This window comes from Nonomuraea sp. B12E4 (assembly GCF_039871825.1).
Classification (GTDB): domain Bacteria; phylum Actinomycetota; class Actinomycetes; order Streptosporangiales; family Streptosporangiaceae; genus Nonomuraea.
Genome location: NZ_JBDPME010000004.1, coordinates 350,124 through 370,934 on the forward strand (window position 1 = coordinate 350,124; position 20,811 = coordinate 370,934).

The 20,811-nt window shown below is 69.9% G+C and carries 20 protein-coding genes and 1 pseudogene; 10 read left to right on the forward strand and 11 right to left on the reverse strand.

Features of this window, described 5'->3' with window-relative positions; translation table 11 throughout:
- The 3 genes and pseudogenes from ABGB18_RS12990 to ABGB18_RS13000 form a co-directional block, all read right to left on the reverse strand.
- Nucleotides 1-1,152: pseudogene (locus ABGB18_RS12990) on the reverse strand (TadA family conjugal transfer-associated ATPase); the annotation flags it as partial.
- The gene (ssd, locus tag ABGB18_RS12995) at nt 1,149-2,189 is read right to left on the reverse strand and encodes a septum site-determining protein Ssd (protein WP_347695699.1); all 1,041 of its coding nucleotides are present in this window, start codon (nt 2,187-2,189) and stop codon (nt 1,149-1,151) included. The gene ssd and the pseudogene ABGB18_RS12990, both read right to left, overlap by 4 nt.
- A gap of 1,148 nt (nt 2,190-3,337) precedes the next feature.
- Complete coding sequence (locus ABGB18_RS13000) at nt 3,338-4,129, reverse strand: oxidoreductase (protein ID WP_347695700.1); 792 nt, start codon at nt 4,127-4,129, stop codon at nt 3,338-3,340.
- A gap of 495 nt (nt 4,130-4,624) precedes the next feature.
- On the opposite strand from ABGB18_RS13000, the gene acs reads away from it, so the two are divergent.
- The 4 genes from acs (at nt 4,625) to ABGB18_RS13020 (ending at nt 8,759) form a co-directional block, all read left to right on the forward strand.
- Nucleotides 4,625-6,598, forward strand: coding sequence for an acetate--CoA ligase (gene acs / locus ABGB18_RS13005; RefSeq protein WP_347695701.1), 1,974 nt, complete (start codon nt 4,625-4,627; stop codon nt 6,596-6,598).
- A gap of 370 nt (nt 6,599-6,968) precedes the next feature.
- Entirely contained in the window at nt 6,969-7,409 is a 441-nt protein-coding gene (locus ABGB18_RS13010; protein ID WP_347695702.1) for a phage holin family protein, read from the forward strand.
- The gene (locus ABGB18_RS13015) at nt 7,399-8,319 is read left to right on the forward strand and encodes an alpha/beta hydrolase (RefSeq protein ID WP_347695703.1); all 921 of its coding nucleotides are present in this window, start codon (nt 7,399-7,401) and stop codon (nt 8,317-8,319) included. The genes ABGB18_RS13010 and ABGB18_RS13015 overlap by 11 nt, the downstream gene beginning before the upstream one ends.
- Nucleotides 8,316-8,759: a DUF309 domain-containing protein gene (locus ABGB18_RS13020; protein WP_347695704.1), complete on the forward strand. Its 444-nt coding sequence runs from the start codon at nt 8,316-8,318 to the stop codon at nt 8,757-8,759. The genes ABGB18_RS13015 and ABGB18_RS13020 overlap by 4 nt, the downstream gene beginning before the upstream one ends.
- On the opposite strand, the gene ABGB18_RS13025 is transcribed toward ABGB18_RS13020, so the two are convergent.
- A complete protein-coding gene (locus ABGB18_RS13025; protein ID WP_347695705.1) occupies nt 8,756-9,946 on the reverse strand; it encodes a MarP family serine protease in 1,191 nt (396 codons plus the stop codon). The two genes, ABGB18_RS13020 and ABGB18_RS13025, sit on opposite strands and share 4 nt — an antisense overlap.
- An 82-nt stretch (nt 9,947-10,028) precedes the next feature.
- Between ABGB18_RS13025 and ABGB18_RS13030 the strand changes: the two genes are divergently transcribed.
- A complete protein-coding gene (locus ABGB18_RS13030) occupies nt 10,029-10,541 on the forward strand; it encodes a HEAT repeat domain-containing protein (protein ID WP_347695706.1) in 513 nt (170 codons plus the stop codon).
- A 67-nt stretch (nt 10,542-10,608) separates the two neighbouring features.
- Here ABGB18_RS13030 and ABGB18_RS13035 read toward each other — a convergent pair whose 3' ends face one another.
- Both ABGB18_RS13035 and nth read right to left on the reverse strand, forming a co-directional pair.
- Entirely contained in the window at nt 10,609-11,256 is a 648-nt protein-coding gene (locus tag ABGB18_RS13035) for a CoA pyrophosphatase (protein WP_347695707.1), read from the reverse strand.
- 57 nt (nt 11,257-11,313) lie between these two features.
- Nucleotides 11,314-12,036: an endonuclease III gene (gene nth, locus ABGB18_RS13040; RefSeq protein WP_347695708.1), complete on the reverse strand. Its 723-nt coding sequence runs from the start codon at nt 12,034-12,036 to the stop codon at nt 11,314-11,316.
- Between the two features lie 85 nt (nt 12,037-12,121).
- Here nth and ABGB18_RS13045 point away from each other — a divergent pair, with 85 nt between their 5' ends.
- Both ABGB18_RS13045 and ABGB18_RS13050 read left to right on the forward strand, forming a co-directional pair.
- Nucleotides 12,122-12,583 carry a hypothetical protein gene (locus tag ABGB18_RS13045; protein ID WP_347695709.1) on the forward strand — a complete coding sequence of 154 codons (462 nt, stop codon included), beginning with the start codon at nt 12,122-12,124 and terminating at the stop codon, nt 12,581-12,583.
- A 156-nt stretch (nt 12,584-12,739) separates the two neighbouring features.
- Nucleotides 12,740-13,375, forward strand: a complete 636-nt coding sequence (locus ABGB18_RS13050; RefSeq protein ID WP_347695839.1) for a Crp/Fnr family transcriptional regulator — start codon at nt 12,740-12,742, stop codon at nt 13,373-13,375.
- Here the strand turns inward: ABGB18_RS13050 and ABGB18_RS13055 are convergent.
- The 4 genes from ABGB18_RS13055 to ABGB18_RS13070 are packed head-to-tail and all read right to left on the reverse strand — an operon-like array spanning nt 13,357 to nt 15,600.
- Nucleotides 13,357-14,145 carry an MBL fold metallo-hydrolase gene (locus ABGB18_RS13055; protein ID WP_347695710.1) on the reverse strand — a complete coding sequence of 263 codons (789 nt, stop codon included), beginning with the start codon at nt 14,143-14,145 and terminating at the stop codon, nt 13,357-13,359. The two genes, ABGB18_RS13050 and ABGB18_RS13055, sit on opposite strands and share 19 nt — an antisense overlap.
- The gene (locus ABGB18_RS13060) at nt 14,142-14,963 is read right to left on the reverse strand and encodes an NUDIX hydrolase (RefSeq protein WP_347695711.1); all 822 of its coding nucleotides are present in this window, start codon (nt 14,961-14,963) and stop codon (nt 14,142-14,144) included. Before ABGB18_RS13060 ends, ABGB18_RS13055 begins: the two co-directional genes overlap by 4 nt.
- A gap of 26 nt (nt 14,964-14,989) precedes the next feature.
- Complete coding sequence (locus ABGB18_RS13065) at nt 14,990-15,448, reverse strand: RidA family protein (protein WP_347695712.1); 459 nt, start codon at nt 15,446-15,448, stop codon at nt 14,990-14,992.
- Complete coding sequence (locus ABGB18_RS13070) at nt 15,445-15,600, reverse strand: DUF4177 domain-containing protein (RefSeq protein WP_091100512.1); 156 nt, start codon at nt 15,598-15,600, stop codon at nt 15,445-15,447. Before ABGB18_RS13070 ends, ABGB18_RS13065 begins: the two co-directional genes overlap by 4 nt.
- Nucleotides 15,601-15,755: 155 nt before the next feature.
- On the opposite strand from ABGB18_RS13070, the gene ABGB18_RS13075 reads away from it, so the two are divergent.
- Nucleotides 15,756-16,727 carry an ArsA-related P-loop ATPase gene (locus tag ABGB18_RS13075; RefSeq protein WP_347695713.1) on the forward strand — a complete coding sequence of 324 codons (972 nt, stop codon included), beginning with the start codon at nt 15,756-15,758 and terminating at the stop codon, nt 16,725-16,727.
- Nucleotides 16,724-17,851, forward strand: a complete 1,128-nt coding sequence (locus ABGB18_RS13080) for an ArsA family ATPase (protein ID WP_347695714.1) — start codon at nt 16,724-16,726, stop codon at nt 17,849-17,851. Before ABGB18_RS13075 ends, ABGB18_RS13080 begins: the two co-directional genes overlap by 4 nt.
- A gap of 54 nt (nt 17,852-17,905) precedes the next feature.
- Here the strand turns inward: ABGB18_RS13080 and ABGB18_RS13085 are convergent, their stop codons facing one another.
- Complete coding sequence (locus ABGB18_RS13085) at nt 17,906-18,202, reverse strand: WhiB family transcriptional regulator (RefSeq protein WP_347695715.1); 297 nt, start codon at nt 18,200-18,202, stop codon at nt 17,906-17,908.
- A gap of 244 nt (nt 18,203-18,446) precedes the next feature.
- On the opposite strand from ABGB18_RS13085, the gene ABGB18_RS13090 reads away from it, so the two are divergent.
- The gene (locus tag ABGB18_RS13090; RefSeq protein WP_347695716.1) at nt 18,447-20,750 is read left to right on the forward strand and encodes a transglycosylase domain-containing protein; all 2,304 of its coding nucleotides are present in this window, start codon (nt 18,447-18,449) and stop codon (nt 20,748-20,750) included.
- Nucleotides 20,751-20,811: the final 61 nt, after the last annotated feature.

The following is a 20,811-nucleotide window of genomic DNA, read 5'->3' on the forward strand; positions in this document are numbered from 1 at the left end:
GCCTGTCGCGTCGAAGGTCAAGGCTGGGAGGGACTCCACCAGGCCGGTTGAGGTCCTGGAGAGGAGGCAGATCTCGGCTATGCGTCGTCGGCCGTCCGGGCGGTCTCGGGTGAGGTGGATGACCGCGTCCAGCGCTGCGGCGAGTTGGCTGTGTACGGCCTCCCTGCTCAGACCGGCTGCGCAGCCGAGGGCCTCAAGGCGGGGTGGTACGTCGGCCGCCGTGTTGGCGTGCAGTGTGCCGCACCCGCCCTCATGGCCGGTGTTCAGGGCGGCCAGCAGGTCAACCACCTCCGAACCCCTGACCTCCCCCACCACCAGGCGGTCCGGGCGCATGCGGAGCGCCTGGCGTACGAGGTCACGCAGGCCCACGCCACCCGCCCCCTCCAGGTTTGCCGGGCGGGTCTCCAGGCGCACGACGTGGGGGTGGAGGGGGCGGAGCTCGGCTGAGTCCTCGACCAGGAGGAGGCGCTCGCCTGGATCCGCCAGGGAGAGGAGGGCCGACAGCAGGGTGGTTTTGCCGGTGCCCGTGCCGCCTGTCACCAGGAACGCCAGCCTGGCGGACACCATGGCGGTCAGGACCGGGATCGCGGACGGCGCGATCGTGCCTGCTGACACCAGGTCTGCCAAGGCGAACGTACGGCGTGGGGGCAGGCGTAGTGAGATGCAGGTGCCGCCGGAGGCCACCGGTGGGAGCACGGCGTGCAGGCGCACTCCACCCGCGAGCCTGGCGTCGACGTACGGGGACGCGTCGTCCAGGCGTCTGCCCGCGGCGGCTGCGAGGCGTTGGGCCAGCCTGCGGACGGCTCCGTCGTCGGTGAAGGTGACCTGGGTGCGGTGTAGGCCGCCGCCGTCGTCTATCCACACCTCGCGGGGGCCGTTGACCAGGACGTCTGTTACGTCGGGCCTGGTCAGGAGGGGCTCCAGTGGGCCGGCGCCTATCAGGTCGGCACAGAGGGCTCTGGCCACGGCGAGGATCTCGGCATCGCCGTATACGGATTTTTCGGCTCTCAGGGCCACTGCCACCTGGGCGGCACTGGGTTCGACGCCTGCTCGGGCCAGGCGTACGCGGACGGCTTCCACCAGCTCCGGGGACACGCCTGGGGCGGTGTCGCCGGTGCTCTGCGGGGTCGGGTGCGGGGGCCTGGGTGTCATGCCGGCAGGAGGTCTCTCAGGAGGGATGCGCACAGCGAGCCGAGGACGGTGCGGGGGCCGAGCTTCGGGAGCTCGCCTCGGTTGAGGGTGGCGGTGAGCCGGGGCTGGTCGGGGAGATGGCCGGCCGACGGGATGCCCAGGGAGGCGGCGGCCATGTCGTCCTCCACAATGCCTGGGCGGAGGACCGCGCGGATGTCGGCTGTATGTTTGCGTGCTTCGCCGAGGACCTGGGAGGTGGACAGGACGCCGCGTACGTCTGCCGTGGTCACCAGCAGAGTGGTCTTCGCCCTGGTGAGGGCCTCTGTCGCGGCCGGGTCCAGGTGGCGGGGGAGGTCTACGACCACCAGGTCGAAGCCTCGCTGACCGGCTTCCAGGACCGAGCGCATGGCCTGGGCCGGGATCGGCGCCACTTCGCCTCTGTGGAAGGACAGGACCGACAGGTCACCGAATGACGGGAGCGCGGCTTGGAGGGCGCTGGAGTTGATCCGGCCCTCCCTGGCCACCAGGTCTCCCCAGCGGGCGCCTGCCGCCTCCTCGTGGCCCAGGAGCGCGTCTATGCCTCCGCCCAGCGGGTCGGCGTCGATCAGGAGTGTACGGAGCTGATCGCCAGAGGCTCGTAGGGCCAGGCAGGCTGACAGCACGCTCGCCCCGGCTCCGCCTCGGCCGCCGATCACGCAGATCACCGGACCTGAGCGGGGATCGGGCTCCATGGCGTCCGCGAGTCGCTCCACGAGGTCGCGTTCGCCGCTGGGGAGGCCGACCACCGCCTGGGCGCCTACTGCGACGCATTTTCGCCAGGTGTCAGGGTCTTCTGGGTCTCGGGTCACCAGGAGGACCTGGTCTCGGGCCGGGGGTGAGGCCGCGGCCACGGCGTCTGCCTGGTCGGTGCCTACGGCTATCAAGGGGGCGAGGTTCCAGTACGGGCGGGCGTGGGCGGGGACGTGGGCGACGTCCAGCTGGGCTCCGGCCGCGGCCGCTATCCGGACCAGGTCGTCCAGCAGGGCGTGGTCCTCGGTGATGACCAGGGGGCGGTGCATCCTTGTGGCCTTCCTGTGGGGGTTGGGAGCTCAACCCTGGCGTAGGGGGCGAGGAGGGCAGGGCACCGAACGGGGTTCTGGGGATTGTGGGTGCTGGTTGAGTGACGGCTGTGGACAACGCCGGCTGATGACGTCTATCGCGTGAATGGCCGTGGCTCGGGCGGAGCGACTCGGGTGGAGCGGCCCTGGAAGATGCGGGGAGGGGCGAGGACGCTGGTCGGCGGCGGTGAGGGAAGCGACGCCGGTGGACGACGCGGGAGAGTGCCGGAGAGGGGGGCGACGCCATCTGGGCGGACATCCGGGGGTGCCGCTGCTTCGCCAGGGCACGGGTGGGCCGGTGGGGGCGATCAAGGCTCGGGGTGCGATGCGGAGGTGGTGGCCTTGGCCGGACCTGGTGGTGTGCGGGGTGCCCAGGGGACGGTGACACCGTGGCGGAGCCGGACACGGTGTTGCGTGCTGGCGCCGGCTCGACCGAGGTCATCGCTCGTGGTGGTGGTGCAAGCGGACCCGGCGGCGGGGAAGGCGGTCCGGCCCAAGGCCGACGGCCGGCTGGGCGGGAAAAGGGGCGACCCCCGCCGGGGGGGAGAGCGGGGGTCGCCTGTTCGGTCCGGCTCCGGGGGGGTAGAGCCGGTCCCGTTTCAGAAGAAAGCTTTCATCACTTGACCGGAGCCTGGCAAGGGACTTGCAAACCTATCCCCCACACAGTCGGCTCCAGTTTCGGGCGATACCACCGTATGCTGCCCGATCGACTCGAGTTTCGTCGAGGAGCAATCTCGCATTTTCGCCAAGTTTTTTCGCAAGCCCATAACGATCACATAAAGGAGATCACAGAGAGTGATCGTCACGGGTTGGTAACCGGGCTCGCGGGAGGCGATGCCGGCAAGCGTCGGACGAGTGGGTCCACGTGTGGGTAAAGGTCTTGGTCCGAGGGGTTCCCATCAGGGTGGATCCGTCGTAGAAAGGTGTCACGGACCACTTGTCCGGGTGCATCAGCCGGGCACCCACGCGCGACCAGCCGCGGGAGGCGCGTCGTGACGGGCTTGACCCGCTCCGACGAATTGAGGTGCACGCTTGGTAACCCGGTGTGATGCACCGGCAGACGGCGTCTCTTGACTGAGACGCCGTCAGCTATGTCAGTCGCGGCTCCCTCAGCCCCTTTGCATGGCCTCACAGACCGCAGTCGCCTCGCGTACGCCGAGGGTAACCGCCGAGGCACATTGTTGTACCCAGCGGCCCACGCCCTCCGATGTTCCCGCCAGGTAAGCCCGCAGACCCTCGACGTACGGCTGGTCCAGGTGCCCCACCTCGACGGCCACCAGGGACTTGGGGTCCAGGCCGTACTCCACCAGGGTCAGGCGCTCGGCCGCGCGGGCCACGATGCCGTCCGCCGTACCGAACGGGCGCAGCACCACCAACTCCGCATGAACGACGGCGGCCAGCACCAGCGCGGGTGCCTTCGTGGGCCGTTCCAGCAGGTCGAGCAGGCTTTCGAGGCGAGCCGAGGCCTCCGCGGCACGCGGCGCGGGGCCCAGGCCGAGGAGGTCGGGGGCCTCGTCGGACGTGCGGGGGCGACCGAGGACAGCCGCCTGAGCCGTCTCATCCGTGAGTCCGGCGGCCGCCACGGAGTGCAGCCGGGCGAGGACCTGCCTGGGTGACTTCCGCCAGGTCGGGCCGAGGCGGCCGAGCTCCGCCGACGCCCGCAACGCCCCCTGGACCAGCGGGTCGTCCACCTCGTCCCGGCGCAGGGCGTCCAGCGGGACGTCCACGCCCTCGATGGCGGCCGAGGCGCGGGCACCGCGCAACGACGACTCCGCGGACACCGCTGGGCCGGCCCGGCGCAGGACGCGATGGCGGTACAGCTTGTCCACGGCCTGACGGGCCTGGTCCACGGCCTCGGCCACACCGGGGAAGCCGGCGATCACGGCCAACGGGTCACTCACGCACCCGACCCTAGCGGCCCGACTCCAATGGCCTGCCCCTGGCGGAGCGGTCACGACCCACCCAGGGTGCCCTCCTGGACGGCGCCCCCACGGTGAGTGTCGACGTATCGGTGGAGTGGTGCCGCCCCAATGGTCGGATGTCGACCGACCTGTCACGGACCTCAAGGGCGAGGAGGTCGATCGTTTGAACGCGGCGAACGACCACGTACAGCAGAAGGACACGGTTTGAGTCGAGGTGATGACAGTGAGTCGAAAGGCACCTCACCACCCATCCGGCCTTATCTCGCCGCCTGACAAGCGCAATTGAAATGTTGTAATCCTGACATCAGGCGAATATAAGCCCGGCCGATTCCCGCTACGCACTCACTTTATGGGCCCCCTGCCCACAGTGGCGCGTACCACGGTACAGACCTGTCTAGACCTCTTGTGTGTGGAGGCCGTGAGCTGGTGAAGTGGGACACGACCTATCCAACCTGGCCATAGAAGGAGTACGCGGTGGCCCCGGAAACCCCTGGTAACGAGACTCAGGCGCTGTCAAACCTGCTACAGGAAAACCGTCGGTTCGCACCTCCGGCCAACCTGGCGGCTGCCGCGAACGTGACCGAAGCCGCGTATGGCGAGGCCGCCGCCGACCGTCTTGCGTTCTGGGAGCGGGCCGCCGAGCGACTGACCTGGGCCAAGCGGTGGGACAAGACGCTCGAGTGGAACGCCCCCTTCGCCAAGTGGTTCGTGGGAGGCGAGCTCAACGTCGCCTACAACTGCGTCGACCGCCACGTCGAGGAGGGCCGCGGCGACAAGGTCGCCTACCACTGGGAGGGCGAGCCCGAGGGCGACACCCGCACCCTCACCTACAACGACCTGAAGGCCGAGGTCGGCAAGGCCGCCAACGCCCTGCGGGAGCTCGGCGTGGGCAAGGGTGACCGGGTGGCGATCTACATGCCGATGATCCCCGAGCTGCCGATCGCCATGCTGGCGTGTGCCCGCATCGGGGCGGTGCACTCGGTGGTGTTCGGCGGGTTCTCGGCGGCGGCGCTGAAGAGCCGGATCGACGACGCCGACGCCAAACTCGTGATCACCGCCGACGGCGGCTACCGCAGGGGCAACCCATCGGCTCTCAAACCGACCGTGGACGAGGCCGTCGCCGAGTGCCCGCAGGTCGAGCACGTCCTCGTCGTACGGCGCACCGGGCAGGACGTCGCCGTCGGCGACAAGGACGTCTGGTGGCACGACCTGGTCGACCGTCAGAGCGACCAGCACACCGCCGAACCCCACGACGCCGAGCACCCCCTGTACATCCTCTACACCAGCGGCACCACCGGCAGGCCCAAGGGCATCCTGCACACCACCGGCGGCTACCTGACCCAGACCGCCTGGACGCACCACTCGGTGTTCGACCTCAAGCCCGAGACCGACATCTACTGGTGCACGGCCGACATCGGCTGGGTGACCGGGCACTCCTACATCGTGTACGGCCCCCTCGCCAACGGCGCCACCAGCGTGATCTACGAGGGCACCCCCGACACCCCGCACCGCGGCCGGTTCTGGGAGATCGTGCAGAAGTACAAGATCACGATCCTCTACACCGCCCCCACCGCGATCAGGACGTTCATGAAGTGGGGAGACGAGATCCCCGCCAAGTTCGACATGTCCAGCCTGCGCGTCCTGGGCTCCGTCGGCGAGCCGATCAACCCCGAGGCGTACGTCTGGTACCGCGAGCACATCGGCGGCGAACGCTGCCCCGTCGTCGACACCTGGTGGCAGACGGAGACCGGCGCCATCATGATCAGCCCGCTGCCCGGCGTGACCGCGGGCAAGCCGGGCGCCGCGATGCGCCCGCTGCCGGGCATCGTCGCCGACGTGGTCGACGACCAGGGCAACAGCGTCCCGGACGGTGGCGGCGGCTTCCTCGTGGTCCGCGAGCCGTGGCCGTCCATGCTGCGCACGATCTGGGGCGACGACCAGCGCTACATCGACACGTACTGGAGCAGGTTCGAGGGGATGTACTTCCCCGGCGACGGCGCCAAGAAGGACGAGGACGGCGACCTGTGGCTGCTCGGCCGGGTGGATGACGTCATGCTCGTCTCCGGCCACAACATCTCCACCACGGAGGTGGAGAGCGCACTGGTCAGCCACCCGAAGGTGGCCGAGGCGGCCGTGGTCGGCGCGACCGACCCGGTGACGGGCCAGGCCATCGTGTCGTTCGTGATCCTGCGCGGCACGGCGGAGGAGAGCGACGACATCGCCGCCGAGCTGCGCAACCACGTGGCCAAGACGCTGGGCCCGATCGCCAAGCCGCGCCAGATCCTGGTGGTGCCCGAGCTGCCCAAGACCCGTTCCGGCAAGATCATGCGCCGCCTCCTGCGCGACGTGGCGGAGAACCGCAGCATCGGCGACGTCACGACCCTGGCCGACAGCACGGTGATGAACCTCATCTCGGAGAAGCTCCCGAGCGCCAAGTCCGAGGACTAGAGGACCAAGGATCCACCTATCCAGCCGCATGTCCCCATAGATCGGGGCATGCGGCTGGGGCATGGTGCGAACGCCGCTGACGTCTCCCCCCGCCGGCCCGCACCGCGACCGCCCACCACCGCCCCCTCCGCGTTGCGCCGAGGCCAGGCGCTATCTTGTCCGATCGGGTAGTTCTGGGAGTGATGGGCGGGACTCGCACCCGGTAAGTTCCTCGGCGTGCTCGGCGCCGCGTGGCCGTAGCCGTCGGCCGGCCCGGCAAGATTGTCCGAGGGCTCCACCGGGTGACGACCGCGTTCACCGGGGTACGCGAGCCGCATCATTGCGCTGGATGATGTTTGACACGGCCACCAGGCCTCGATAGGAGACGTTCATGCCGCAGACTCCCGAGGAAGAATCCCTGGGCTCACTGGTCGCCCAGGCCAGCACCCACATCTCGTCGCTGGTGCGCTCGGAGATCGAGCTGGCCAAGGCCGAGTTCAGGTTCGACGCCAAGCGGGTCGGCATGGCCGGCGGCCTGTTCGCCGCCGCGGCCTTCATGGCACACCTGTGCCTGATCCTGGCCTCGTTCACGATCGCGTACGCCCTGGCCCAGTGGCTGCCCAACTGGCTGGCCTTCCTCATCGTGACCGTGTTCTACCTGCTGGTCGCGGGTCTGCTCGTGTTCATCGGGATCCGCCGGCTCAAGGGCCTGGCCGGCATGAAGCGCACCGCGAGGTCGATCAAGGGTCTCAAGGAGATCGCCACGCCCGACGGCGAGGCGCTCCCGGCGGTGAGCCCGGACCGCGAGCCGGTGACCCGCGATGGCACCTGACGAGTCCGCCGTCGAGATCGAGGGACCGTGGACACACCGCACGGTCCACGCGGGTGGCACCCGTTTCCACGTCGTCGAGGCGGGCGACGGCCCGCTGGTCCTGCTCCTGCACGGGTTCCCGCAGTTCTGGTGGACGTGGCGCCACCAGCTGAGCTCGCTGCCCGCGGCCGGATACCGGGTGGTCGCGGCCGATCTGCGCGGCTACGGCGGCAGTGACAAGCCGCCGCGCGGCTACGACCTGCCCACGCTGGCCGCCGACGCGAGCGGGCTGATCAGGGCGCTGGGCGAGACCGGGGCGATCGTGGTCGGCCACAACTGGGGCGGGCTGCTGGCCTGGACGATGGCCGTGCTCGACCCCAAGTGCGTACGCCGGCTGGTGGCCGTCTCGGCTCCGCATCCCCTCCGGATGCGCAAGGCGGTGCTGACCGACCCGTTCGGCCAGCTCAAGGCCAGCCGCCGGACGGTGGGTTACCAGCTTCCGCTGCTGCCGGAGCACCGGCTGACCCGCCACGACGCCTCCCTGGTGGGCCGGCTGCTCAACGAGTGGTCGCGGCCGGGCTGGCCGTCGGCCGAGGAGGCGCGGACCTATCGCCAGGCGTTCAGGATCCCGGCGGTGGCGCACTGCGCGCTGGAATATCACCGGTGGTTCGGCCGTTCCCAACTACGTCCCGACGGCCGGCGATACGCCCGGGTCATGCGTACCGAGGTCGAGGCGCCCACACTGCACCTGCACGGTGCACTGGACCCGTGCGTCCTGCCGCGCACCGCGCAGGGCTCAGGCCGTTTCGTGGCGGCGCCCTACAGGTGGCGGCTCCTCGAAGGAGCAGGCCACTTCCCCCACGAGGAGATTCCCGACGTGTTCGACACCGAACTGCTCGACTGGCTGGCCGATCCGGAACCCGACCGATGAGAGACCGCGACCCCGAGGGCAGGCCGCGCAACGCCAGGCCGCGCGACGCGTACGGCAGGCCGCTCCCCTACGGCTCCCCCGGTGTGCCCCGGGTCCCCGACGACTACGCGCCCACCACCGAGCAGGCCCTGGCCGACGGCCGCCGCTTCCTGGGCGAGGGCATGCCGTTCAACGCGCACGAGGTGTTCGAGGGCCGCTGGAAGTGCGCGCCCGAGGACGAGCGCGAGCTGTGGCAGGGGCTCGCGCAGATCTGCGTCGGGCTGACGCATCTCCAGCGCGGCAACGGCCGCGGCGCGGTGACCCTCTTCAGCCGCGGCGCCGCCAAGGCGCAGGCGTACGGCGGCGCGTACGACGCGGTCGGCAAGGCGGCCTCAGAGCTGGACGGCGACGGCGACCCCGAGGCGGCCATCGCCCTGATCATGGAAAAGCTGCCCGGTTAGTCGCACTCCTGCGTGCTGGCCGGCGTGGTGTCGTCTCTGCCCTGGGCGGCGTCGGGGGCGACCTCCTCGGCCGTCAGGACGTAGCCGGTCTCCTTCTCGTTGATCGCGGCGGCGAAGATCACACCATAGACGGCGCCGCTCTCCGTGAGCAGGGGACCGCCGGAGTTGCCGGGCAGCACCTCGCCGCGGATCGCGTAGACCTGGCGCCTGACGGTGTTGGCGCGGTAGATGTCGGGTCCCTCGGCGTCGAGCTGGCCGCCGATCCTGGCGGGCACGGCGGTGAACCCCCGGCCCTTGGGGAACCCGGCGATGATCGCGTTGTCGTTACGCTCACCCTCGCCGTCGAAGGCGAGCTGCGGCAGGCCGAGCCCGGGCACGTACAGGATGGCGATGTCGCGCCGCGGGTTGTAGCGCACGACCGTGGCCTCGTGGCGCGTGTTGGTGGAATCGATGATCTGCAGGTCACGGGTGACGCCCGCGACCACGTGGGCGTTGGTCATGATCCGGTCGGGCGCGTAGACGAAGCCGGTGCCCTCGATGTGCTTGTTGCAGCTCTCGGCATTGCCCTGGACCTTGACGATGGCCTCCCGCGCCCGCTTGAGCCTGGGGCCCTGCAGCACGCTCTGGTCGGGCGGCGGCACGTCGATGAACGCCCCCGCGCCGATGTCGTCGAAGACGGGCGGGAAGTCGGAGCGGTCGATGAACTTCTTGAACGGCTGCTGCCAGTTGCGCGCGCCCTGCGGGATGGCGTCGTCGACCGTGGTCAGCAGCGCGGAGTTCTTCACCTGGTCGACGAGCGGGGTGAACGCCGTGGAGACGATCAGCGATCCGATCAGCCAGGCGATGACCAGCACCGACAACGCGCTGGCGAACGTGCCGCCGACCGCGTCGGCCAGCCTGGCCGGCTCCCAGGTGACGTGGCTGCGCACGACGGCGCCGAGCGTCGAGGAGGCGAACTGGCCGAGGGTGGCCGACAGGAAGACGATCACGATGGCGAGCAGCGCCTGGGGCGTGTCGCCGTCCACGACGGCCTTGGAGATGGGCGGTGCGATGAAGACGCCGAGCACGGCCCCCCCGACGAACCCCACGAAGCTCATCGCTCCGATGATGAAGCCCTGCCGGTAACCCGAGACGCCGAAGGCGATCACGAGGCCGATCAATATGAGGTCAAGCAGATCACCGCGCACGCTTCAAAGGTAACCAGCGATACGGTCAAGTGTGCACGTCTTCCGCCAGGACGGCGTCACTCACCTGGCTATCTTGAGCGGTATGCCGCCGGCCGAGGGAACAGTGCGCGATCTCATCGAGGCCGCTCTGGGCGACACCGATCCTGACGGGCCGCTGCGCTGGCACGTGATCTGCCTGCTGCGCCAGCGGGGGGACCTGGAGTCGTTCATCGAGGCGCGGCGGTTGTGCGCCGCCGGCACCGTCGCCGAGCGGCTGCTCGGGGTGGACATCATGGGCATGCTGCGGGCGTTCGTGGACCGTACGCTGCCGGTGCTGCGCTATCTGGCGGCCAGCGAGGACGACGCCATGGTGCTCTACTCGGTGCTGATCGCCTTCGGCCACCTCGCCGACCCGCGCTCGCTCCCGTCGGTGATCGAGCTGGCCGGGCACGAGGACGCCCGGGTCAGGTATGGAGCCGCGTACGCGCTGCAGCACGTGCTCGGCGAGCCGCCGGACCGGGCGGGCCTGGACACGCTGCGGAGGCTGGCGGCCGACAGCGACGCCGACGTGGCCGGCTGGGCCTCACTGGGCGTCGCCCTCCGAGCGGCGCAATAGCCTCAAGCGGCGCCGGCGCGGCCGGCCGGGCCTCGCTGGGCGTCGCCCTCCGAGCGGCGCAGCGGCCTCAGCGGCCGGACGCCAGGTTGATCACCGCGGGCGGCATGTCCTCCACCCGCGAGTCGTCCCACGGCCGCTCGAACTCACCTTCGCGCAGGACCGAGTCCAGCACCATCGCGGTGAACCCCCACACCAGCATCCCGCGCACCTTGAACGCCGGCCCCGCCATCCCGCTGGGGTGCCGCAGCATGATCCGGTTGCCCGGGTCGACCAGCTCGGCGATCGGCACCCGCTCCACGGAGTCGACCTCGTCCGGCGAGGCCGCGTGCACCGCCGAGGGCTCGCGCCACCAGGCGATCACGGGCGTGACCCGGTTGTCGCTGTGGTTGAGGTAGAGCTCCGGCAGCGTGCACAGCACGTGCACCCCCGCCGGGTCGACCCCGGTCTCCTCCTCGGCCTCCCGCAGCGCCGCCTCGACCGGCCCGGCGTCGTCGGGATCCACGCCGCCGCCGGGGAAGGCGGGCTGCCCGGCGTGCCGGCGACCTCGGGTGCTGCGCTGGATCAGCAGCACGTCAGGCCCTAACGCCCCCTCGCCGAACAGCATCAGCACCGCCGCGTCGCGGCCACCGCGGGCGGGTGGCCGCATGTATCGGGGAATCCGGGCCCGCTGGGCCTGCACCGCCAGTCTGTCGAGCCAGTCGGGCACTTGGGTCACGCATGCTGCAACACGCGCCGGCTCCGATCACTTCCCCGGATCAGGCACTTCCCCGGATCAGGAGAACGGGCCGGGCTTGACGAGCTTTTCCGCCTCGGCCTCCGAGGTGGGGCCGGTGCCGTACGAGGGACACAGCGCGGCCAGCGGGCATACGCCGCAGGCCGGGCGGCGGGCATGGCAGATGCGGCGGCCGTGCCAGATCACCCGGTGGGAGAAGATCGACCATTCGCGTTTGGGCAGCAACTCGCCCACGAAGTGCTCGATCTTGACCGGATCGGTCTCGTCGGTCCAGCCGAAGCGGCGCACCAGCCGCTGGAAGTGGGTGTCGACGGTGAGCCCCGGCACGTCGAACGCGTTGCCGAGCACGACGTTGGCCGTCTTGCGGCCCACCCCGGGCAGCGTCACCAGGTCCTTGAGCTTGCCGGGGACCTCGCCGCCGTAGCGCTCGCACACCGCCTGGGCCATGCCGATGATGCTGTTGCTCTTCGCGCGGAAGAAGCCGGTCGAGCGGATGATCTCCTCCAGCTCGGACCCATCCGCGGCGGCGTAGTCGGCCACCGTCGGATATTTCGCGAACAGCGTAGGGGTCACCATGTTGACCCGCTTGTCCGTGCACTGCGCGGAGAGGATGGTCGCGACCAGCAGTTCTAACGGGTTGGCGAAGTCGAGCTCGCAGTGGGCGTCCGGATAGGTCTCCGCGAGGACGCGGTTCATCTTGCGTGCCCGGCGTACCAGTGCGAGCCGGGTCTCCGGCTTGCGCCCCGCCGCGTTCGTGGCCATGCGGCCAAGAGTAGAAGCTTCTCGGAACGGTTGAACCCCGGACCGCCCCGATCGCGTACAACCTGGCGCGGGAAGGGGGCAGGGCATGGGTGATCAGAGTGCGTCGCTGGCGTACTTCGTGCGTCACGAGGGGCCGCTGCGCGGCCGGGCACTGCACCATTTCGCCGTGAGCTGCATGGCGGCGCTGGCCAAGCTGCACGCGCGCGGCACCGCGGGGCTGCGGCTCGGCCGGGACAGCGTGGCGCTCGGCCGCCGGGGCCAGGTGCTCATCGGCTGGCAGACCTCACAGACCGCGTACGAGGACGCGGCGGACGACGTACGGGCCTGGGCCGACCTGGTGGTCTTCGCGGCCACCGGGACGGAGGAGGGCGACCCGCGGATTCTCCCGCCCGCGCTGCGGCTCGCGGTCGAGCAGTGCCGGCGCCCGGATCCCGGCGCCCGCCCGCGTTCCGTGGACGTGCTGCGTGTCCTGCTGGGACAGTCCGTGGCGGCGGCGATGGCCTCAGTCGACGGCCTGCTGTCAGGAGCTCATAGGCGGGTCGGGTAGCTTTCCCCTGGACGTGACTCAGGGGGCAAGCACGGAACACTCGGGCATTTCCCCTAACCTGTGTGTGCCGCCCAGAGTGGGGTGAGTCACAATGGCAGCAGAGGAGGCAGAGTGAACACCGACGATGTGCTGGGCAAGGCCCCCCTGTTCGCCGCGCTGGACCGCGAGAGCGCCGCCGCGCTGCGTACGAGCATCACGGAGGTCCAGCTGTCCAAGGGACAGACGCTCTTCCACGAGAACGAGACCGGCGACCGGCTCTACGTCGTGCTCGAAGGCAAGATCAAGCTCTCCCGGACCTCACCGGACGGACGGGAAAACCTGCTCAGCGTGCTGGGGCCGAGCGAGATGTTCGGCGAGTTGTCGCTGTTCGATCCGCGCCCGCGCACGGCCACGGCGACCGCGCTGACCGACGTGCGGCTGGCCGGGCTGGGCCACGACGACCTGCGGCCCTGGCTGACCGGCCGCCCCGAGGTGGCCCTGCACCTGCTGCGTGCGCTCGCGCAGCGGCTGCGGCGCACCAACGACGTGCTGGCCGACCTGGTCTTCACGGACGTGCCGGGGCGGGTGGCCAAGCAGTTGCTCGACCTGGCCGAGCGGTTCGGCACCAAGACCGACGACGGCCTGCGCGTGCACCACGACCTGACCCAGGAGGAGCTGGCCCAGCTCGTCGGCGCCTCGCGCGAGACCGTCAACAAGGCGCTGGCCGACTTCGCCCAGCGCGGCTGGCTGCGCATCGAGGCCAAGGCCGTGGTCATCCTCGACGTGGACCGCCTTTACAACCGGTCCAGATAGTCGAGCTGGGCGGCCACCGAGATCTCCGCGGCTGCCCAGAGGGAGCGGTCGACGTCGGCGTAGACGACGCGGACGATCTCGCGTGGCGTGCGCGCCCCCTGCTCGCGGGCCGCCCTGATCTGGTCGAGCCGCTCGCGGCGGTGCGCGATATAGCCGTCGAGCGCCCCGATCGGGTCGGGCAGCACCGGCCCGTGGCCGGGCAGCAGCGCCCGCGCCGCCAGGCTCTCCGCCGCCGCCCTGAGCCGGTCGAGGCTGCGGAGATAGTCGGCCAGCCCGCCGTCGCGGGCGATGATCGTGGTGCCCCTGCCGAGCACCGTGTCGCCGGTCAGCATCGCCCCGTCCTGCGGCAGCCAGAAGCAGAGCGAGTCGAACGAGTGGCCGGGCGTGCCGTAGACATGGAGCTCCACGTCGCCCGCGGTCACCACGTCCCCGTCGGCGAGGCCCTCCCCGCCGAGCCGGTGGCGCGGGTCGAGGGCGCGCACGGGGGCGCCGACCATCTCGGCGAACCGCTTGGCGCCGCCGCTGTGGTCGAGGTGCCCGTGGGTGAGCAGGATCTCGGTGACGTGGCGCTCGCCCAGGTGGTCGCGTACGCGCTGGAGATGCGACTCGTCGTCCGGCCCCGGATCCACCACCACGACGTCCTCGCCGCCGATGACCCAGGTGTTGGTGCCGTCGAGCGTCATGAGCGAGGGGTTGGGCGCGAGCAGGTTCTCGGCGTGGTCGGTACGGGAGCCGTCGGGGCCGCCGATCGGGATGTACAACCCGCTCATGTGGTCACCAACCGCATCTCGCCCTCGATCTCCACGGCCTTGGGCATGATGGGCACGATCTTGCGGTGCTCGGCCAGGATGGAGCCGACGTCGTCGTGGACCGCCAGCTCGTCCAGCGTGTGATGGGTGGGCGGCATCAGGAAGATCTCACCCTGGTCCGCCAGTTGGAGGGCCTCGGCGGGACGCTTCCAGGCGACCTGGTCGGCCTCGCCGCCCACATCGCGGGTGCGCTGCCCCTCGGGGAGCACGGCGGCGAAGAACCGCGTGTCGAAGCGCCTGCTCTCGATCTCCGGCGTGATCCAGTGTGCCCAGGGCTTGAGCAGGTCGGAGCGGAGCACCAGGCCGCGCCGGGCGAGGAAGTCGGCGAACGACAGGCTCCGGTCGATCAGCGCCAGCCTGTCGGCCTCCCAGTCGTCGCCTGTCGTGTCGCCGACCACGGTGCCGGGGTCGGGACCGGCCAGCAGCACGCCGGACTCCTCGAACGTCTCGCGCACGGCCGCGCACACCAGCGCACGGGCGACTCCCTCACTGGCGTGGAAGGTCTCCCCCCACTCCGCGGGGGACGGCCCGGCCCAGGCGACCGCCTGGTCGGCGTCGCGGGCGTCCACGGAGCCGCCGGGGAAGACGTACGCACCCGCCGCGAAGGCCATCGTGGACTTCCGCCGGAGCAGGTAGACCTCCGGGCCCTCCCGCAGGATGACCACGGTGGCGGCGTCCCGCGTGGGCACCGGCTCGATCCGTCCGGCGATGATGTCCCGGGCCCGCGCGGCGAGCTCGGCTGGAAGCGGGAATCCGACCCCGGTCACATAGAACACCATTCGGTCATGGTGACATATCCCAGCAATTAGGAAACTTCTGCTATCACTTCCACCTCCACCGGCGAGTCGAGCGGCAGCACGGCGACGCCCACGGCGCTCCGCGCGTGCCGGCCCAGATCACCGAACACCTCGGCGAGCAGATCGCTCGCGCCGTTGCCCACCTTGGGCTGCTCGGTGAACGACACGTCGCTGGCCACGAACACCGTGACCTTCACGATGCGGACGATCCTCGACAGGTCGCCGACCTCGGACTTGAGCGCGGCCAGCGCGTTGAGCGCGCAGATGCGGGCCAGCGCGGCGCCCTCCTCCAGGGTCACTCCCGCGCCCACCTTGCCGGTCTGCGCCAGCTTGCCGTCCACGACCGGCACCTGGCCGGAGGTGTAGACGTAGTCGCCCGAACGTACGGCGGGCAGGTAGGCCCCGGCCGGCGCGGCCACGGCCGGCAGGGTCAGGCCCAGCTCGACGATCTTCTGCTCGGGGGTCACTGCTTCTCCCTCTTGAAGTAGGCGACGAGCTGCTCGGGGGTGGCGCCCTGCACGATCTGGACCAGCTCCCAGCCGTCGGAGCCGAAGTTGTCCAGAATCATCTTGGTGTTGTGGATGAGCACGGGGGCCGTCAGGTACTCCCATTTCTTCATGGCGCCAGCGTAGGGGCTGCGGCAGCGGCCTGTAATGTCCCGCTGAGCGCGGCGCACCACAGTGTGAGCAATCTCAATCGAGACTCATCGGCTTGCCGCAAATGACCGTTCGGTAGCCTCGAATGGTGGAGTCTCCGGACACGGATTGGGCCGACGTGCGACTGCACGTGGTCACCGGCAAGGGCGGCACGGGCAAGACCACGGTCGCCGCCGCCCTGGCCCTCGCCCTGGCCGCCGGCGGCCGCAAGGTGCTGCTGGTCGAGGTGGAGGGCAGGCAGGGCATCGCGCAGATCTTCGATCTGCCGCCGCTGCCGTACGAAGAGCGCAAGATCGCCGTGGCGCCGTCAGGCGGCGACGTCTACGCGCTGGCCGTCGATCCCGAAGAGGCGATGCTCGAGTACATCGAGATGTTCTACGGGATGCGCCGCGCCGGCCGGGCGCTGACGAAGATGGGCATCGTCGACTTCGCCACCACCGTCGCCCCTGGGTTCCGCGACGTGCTGGTCACGGGCAAGACGACCGAGGCCGTACGCAGGCGGGGCAAGAACGGCCGCCGCATCTACGACGCGGTCGTGCTCGACGCGCCGCCCACGGGCCGCATCGCGCGCTTCCTGAACGTCACCCAGGAGGTGGCGGGCCTGGCCAAGGTCGGGCCGATCAAAAACCACTCCGAGCTGGTCAGCGGGGTCGTGAAGTCGCGGGAGACGGCGGTGCATCTCGTCACCCTGCTGGAGGAGATGCCGGTCCAGGAGACGCTCGACGGCATCGCCGAATTGCGCTCGGCCGGCCTGCCAACTGGTTGCATTTTCATCAATATGGTCCGCGAATCTCTGCTCCCGCAGGCCGCTCTTGACACGGCTGTCAAGGGCCGCTTCGACGCCGGGGAGCTCGTACTCGGGCTCAAAGCGGCGGGAGTGGCCGACGGCGCCCAGGCCGTCGCGATGGCCGAGGCGCTCGCCGAGGAGGTCGCCGAGCACGCCCACCGCACGGAGCTGGAGCAGGCCGAACGCGAGTCACTGGCCGGCGCGGGACTCAGGGGCTACGACCTGCCGCTGCTGGCCGACGGCGTCGACCTGGCCGGCCTGTACGAGCTGGCAGAGAGCATCCGCACCCAGGGAGCAGCGTGAAAAAGCCCGCCGGCCTCGACATCGACGCCATCCTCGACGACAGCGGCACCAGGATCGTCGTCTGCTGCGGCGCGGGCGGCGTGGGCAAGACCACGACCGCCGCCGCCCTCGGGCTGAGGGCCGCCGAGCGCGGCCGGTGCGTGGTCGTGCTCACCGTGGACCCGGCCCGCCGCCTGGCCCAGTCGATGGGTCTCACCGAGCTGGACAACACGCCGCGCCTGGTCAGCTCGCCCGAGGGCGGCGGCCAGCTCTTCGCGATGATGCTCGACATGAAGCGCACGTTCGATGAGATCATCGAGGCGCACGCCGATCCCGCGCGGGCCCGCCAGATCCTGTCCAACCCCTTCTACCAGTCGCTCTCCTCCAGCTTCTCGGGCACGCAGGAGTACATGGCCATGGAGAAGCTGGGCCAGCTCCGCCGCTCGGACGAGTGGGACCTGATCATCGTGGACACGCCGCCCTCGCGGTCGGCGCTCGACTTCCTCGACTCCCCCGAGCGCCTCGGGCGCTTTCTCGACGGGCGGGTCATCCGGCTGCTGACGGCCCCGGCCAAGGCCGGAGGGCGCAATGCGTTCCGGCTGCTCAACGCCGGGTTCGGGCTGGTGGCGGGGGCCATGACCAAGCTGCTCGGCGCACAGGTGATCAAGGACCTGCAGACGTTCGTGTCCGCACTCGACGCCGTCTTCGGCGGGTTCAGGCAGCGCGCGGAGATGACGTACAAGCTGCTGCAGGCCCCCGGCACGGCCTTCCTCGTGGTGGCCGCGCCGGAGCGCGACGCGATGCGCGAGGCGTCCTACTTCGTCGAGCGGCTCGCTGAGGAGCGCATGCCGCTCGCCGGACTGGTGGTCAACCGCGTGCACGAATCGCCCGTTCCGAAGCTCTCAGCGGCCCGCAGCGCCGCCGCCGCGGAGGACCTGGAGTCCAGGGGCGAGCATGAGCTGACCGCCGCCGTGCTGCGGCTGCACGCCGGTCGGATGCAGCTCATGACCCGCGAGGGCCGTGAGCAGGAACACTTCGCCTCGGCCCACCCCACGGTGCCCGTGGTGCGGGTTCGCGCCATGTCCGAGGACGTTCACGATCTCACTGGTCTGCGGCAGATCGGTGACTTGCTGGCGAGCGCCTGATGAAAAAAGTACGGCCGGCGGACGGCGCCGGCCGTACTCGCTCGCGGGCTTGGATCAGCCCGCGACCAGCTCATTTGTTCGTTCGTACTCTTCCTTGGCCGACTCGAGCAGGTCGCGCCACGAGTCCACGTCGGGTCGCCGCCGCAGCAGCGCACGCCGTTCGCGTTCGGTCATTCCGCCCCACACCCCGAACTCGATGCGGTTGTCCAGCGCATCGGCGAGGCATTCGGTGCGGACCGGGCATCCCCGGCAGATGAGCTTTGCCCTGTTCTGCGCGGCGCCCTGCACGAACAGGGCATCCGGATCCGCACCCTTACAGGCGGCACGGGAGGTCCAATCCGTGATCCACATTTGTTCGACCCCACTCCCCTTAGGTGGTCAGTCGTCATTTGGGGCCGACGGGCGCGGGCGCCGAGCCTCCGTATTCAGTTGCCGCAGAGGAGAACGTACGCAACTACCCGTTCGGGCCGACAGACCCCAGAGGACCAATTTCTCGGCCGACTCTTGACCGGGAATGACTAGTCACCCCCGCCAGTCAAGGCGAAATGGTGTCGGGCTACCGATAACGTCAGGCTTTCGACGTACTCTTGGTAGCGTGCAAGCGCGTGGCAAAGATCGCTCCAACCCCGTCCTGGGCACCCTGCGTCTGATCATCGCGGGGACCGCCGCCGGGGTGCTCACGGCCGCCGTGGCCCTGCCCGCGGTCGGCGGCGCTGGGATCTCCGCCAGGAGCGCCGTGGAAGGGCTCAACCTCAAGCCGGAAGAGCTCGACGAACCTCCCCTGCCCGAGCGGACGGAGCTCTTCGACGCCAACGGCAAGAGGATCGCCCAGTTCTACTTCGAGAACCGGCAGTCCGTGCGTCTCGACCAGGTCGCTCCGATCATGCAGACGGCCCTGATCGCGATCGAAGACTACCGTTACAAGGAGCACGGGGCGATCGATATCGAGGGAACCGTCCGGGCGCTCGTCAAAAACCTGAGCAACGGCGGCGTGATGCAGGGCGGCTCGTCCATCACCCAGCAGTACGTCAAGCAGGTCCTGGTCAACAAGGCCGAGACGCCGGAGGAGCAGCAGGCCGCGATCGCGCCCACCGTCTCGCGCAAGCTGGCCGAACTGCGCTACGCGCTGGCGATCGAGGAGAAATACACCAAGGACCAGATCCTCGAGAAATATCTCAACATCGCCTACTTCGGCGCCGGCGCCCACGGCATCCAGGCCGCCGCCCGGCGCTTCTTCGACAAGTCCGCCGCCGACCTCAACCTCGTCGAGTCCGCCACCCTGGCCGGCGCCGTGCAAAACCCCGCCAGGACCGACCCCAACGTCGGCCCCGAGTCCCGGGCGCGGCTGCTGGAGCGGCGCAACCTCGTACTCGACCGGATGGCCGAGATCGGCAAGATCACACCGCAACAGGCGGCCCAGGCCAAGGCGGAGAAGCTCGGGTGGAAGGACACGAAGGTCGCCGGTGGCTGCGAGGCCAGCAACTATCCGTACTTCTGCCTCTACGTCCAGTACGAGATCCTCAACAACGAGGAGTTCGGCAAGAACGCGGAGGAGCGCAGGAAGCTGCTCCAGCGGGGTGGTCTGCGGATCAAGACCACGATCGACCCCAAGATGCAGAAGGCCTCAGAAAAGGCGATCAAGGAGTACGTCAGCGCCAAGGACAAGCCCGTGGCCGCACAGGCCATCGTCGTCCCCGGCACCGGCGAGATCAAGGCGATGGCCGCCTCCCGCAAGTTCGGCCGCAGCAAGAAGAACAACGAGATGAGCTACAACATCGTGGCCGACGCGGCGCACGGTGGCGGGCGCGGGTTCCAGCAGGGCTCGACGGCCAAGGTCTACACGCTGGCCGCGGCGCTGGAGGAGGGTCTCAAATACAGCGACGGCTTCCCGAGCCCGGCGGGCTACCAGGCGAGCGGCTACAGCTCGTTCAAGAACTGCAAGGGCGAGAACGTCGGCGACCCGAGCCACACCGTGCGTAACTCCAGCGAGGGCGGGGGCGGTTTCAAGACCCTGGAGACCGGCACGTGGGGGTCGGTGAACACGTTCTTCGTCAAGCTGGAGGAGAAGGTCGGGCTCTGCGACGTCGTCAAGATGGCCAAGAAGCTCGGGGTCAAGCGGGCCGACGGCAACAAGCTGTCGGAGGTCGAGACGTTCACGCTCGGGGTCAACGAGGTCGACCCGGTGACGATCGCCAGCTCGTACGCGGCACTCGCCGCGCGCGGGGAATACTGCAAGCCGCTGGCGATCACCGAGATCGTCGACCGCAACGGCAAGGCCAAGCAGTACAAACCCAAGTGCTCGCAGGTGATCGAGGAGGAGGTCGCCGACGCGGTCAGCGGCATCCTGTCCGGCGTGTTCACCAAGGGCACGATGACCGAGGTGGGCGGCATCGGCCGGGACGCGGCCGGCAAGACGGGCACGACGGACAACTACATGTCGGCCTGGTTCGCCGGTTACACGCCCAACCTGGCCTCGGCGGTCAGCCTGGGCGACCCGCGCGGCGCCGCCGACCACGAGCTGATCGGGGTCACGATCGGGGGGCAGTACTACTCGTACGTGTACGGGGCCTCCATTTCCGGGCGGATCTGGAAAGACTCCATGATGAGCGCCCTGAAGGGGATCGAGCCCGCGAACTTCACGCCCGTTGACCACTCGCGATTCGGCGGGTGCACCGACAACTGCGCGCCCAAGCCTCCCAAGGAGAAGGAGGAGGAGGGCGGGCCCGACGACCCGTTCGACATCTTCAACCCGGACGACGGGGGCGACGGACGCGGTCCCGGCGGGGATGGACGCGGTCCCGGTGGTGACGAACGTGGGCCGGGCGGCTTCGGCAACGGCAACGGGCGCGGCGGCAACGGCATCGCCGGCCCTCCTGGCCCCATCACTCCCGGCCGCTGAGCCCGCCCGCTGACGAACGGGCCCCTGAGAGGGCGGACGACAGGCCCCCTGCGGGCGCTGA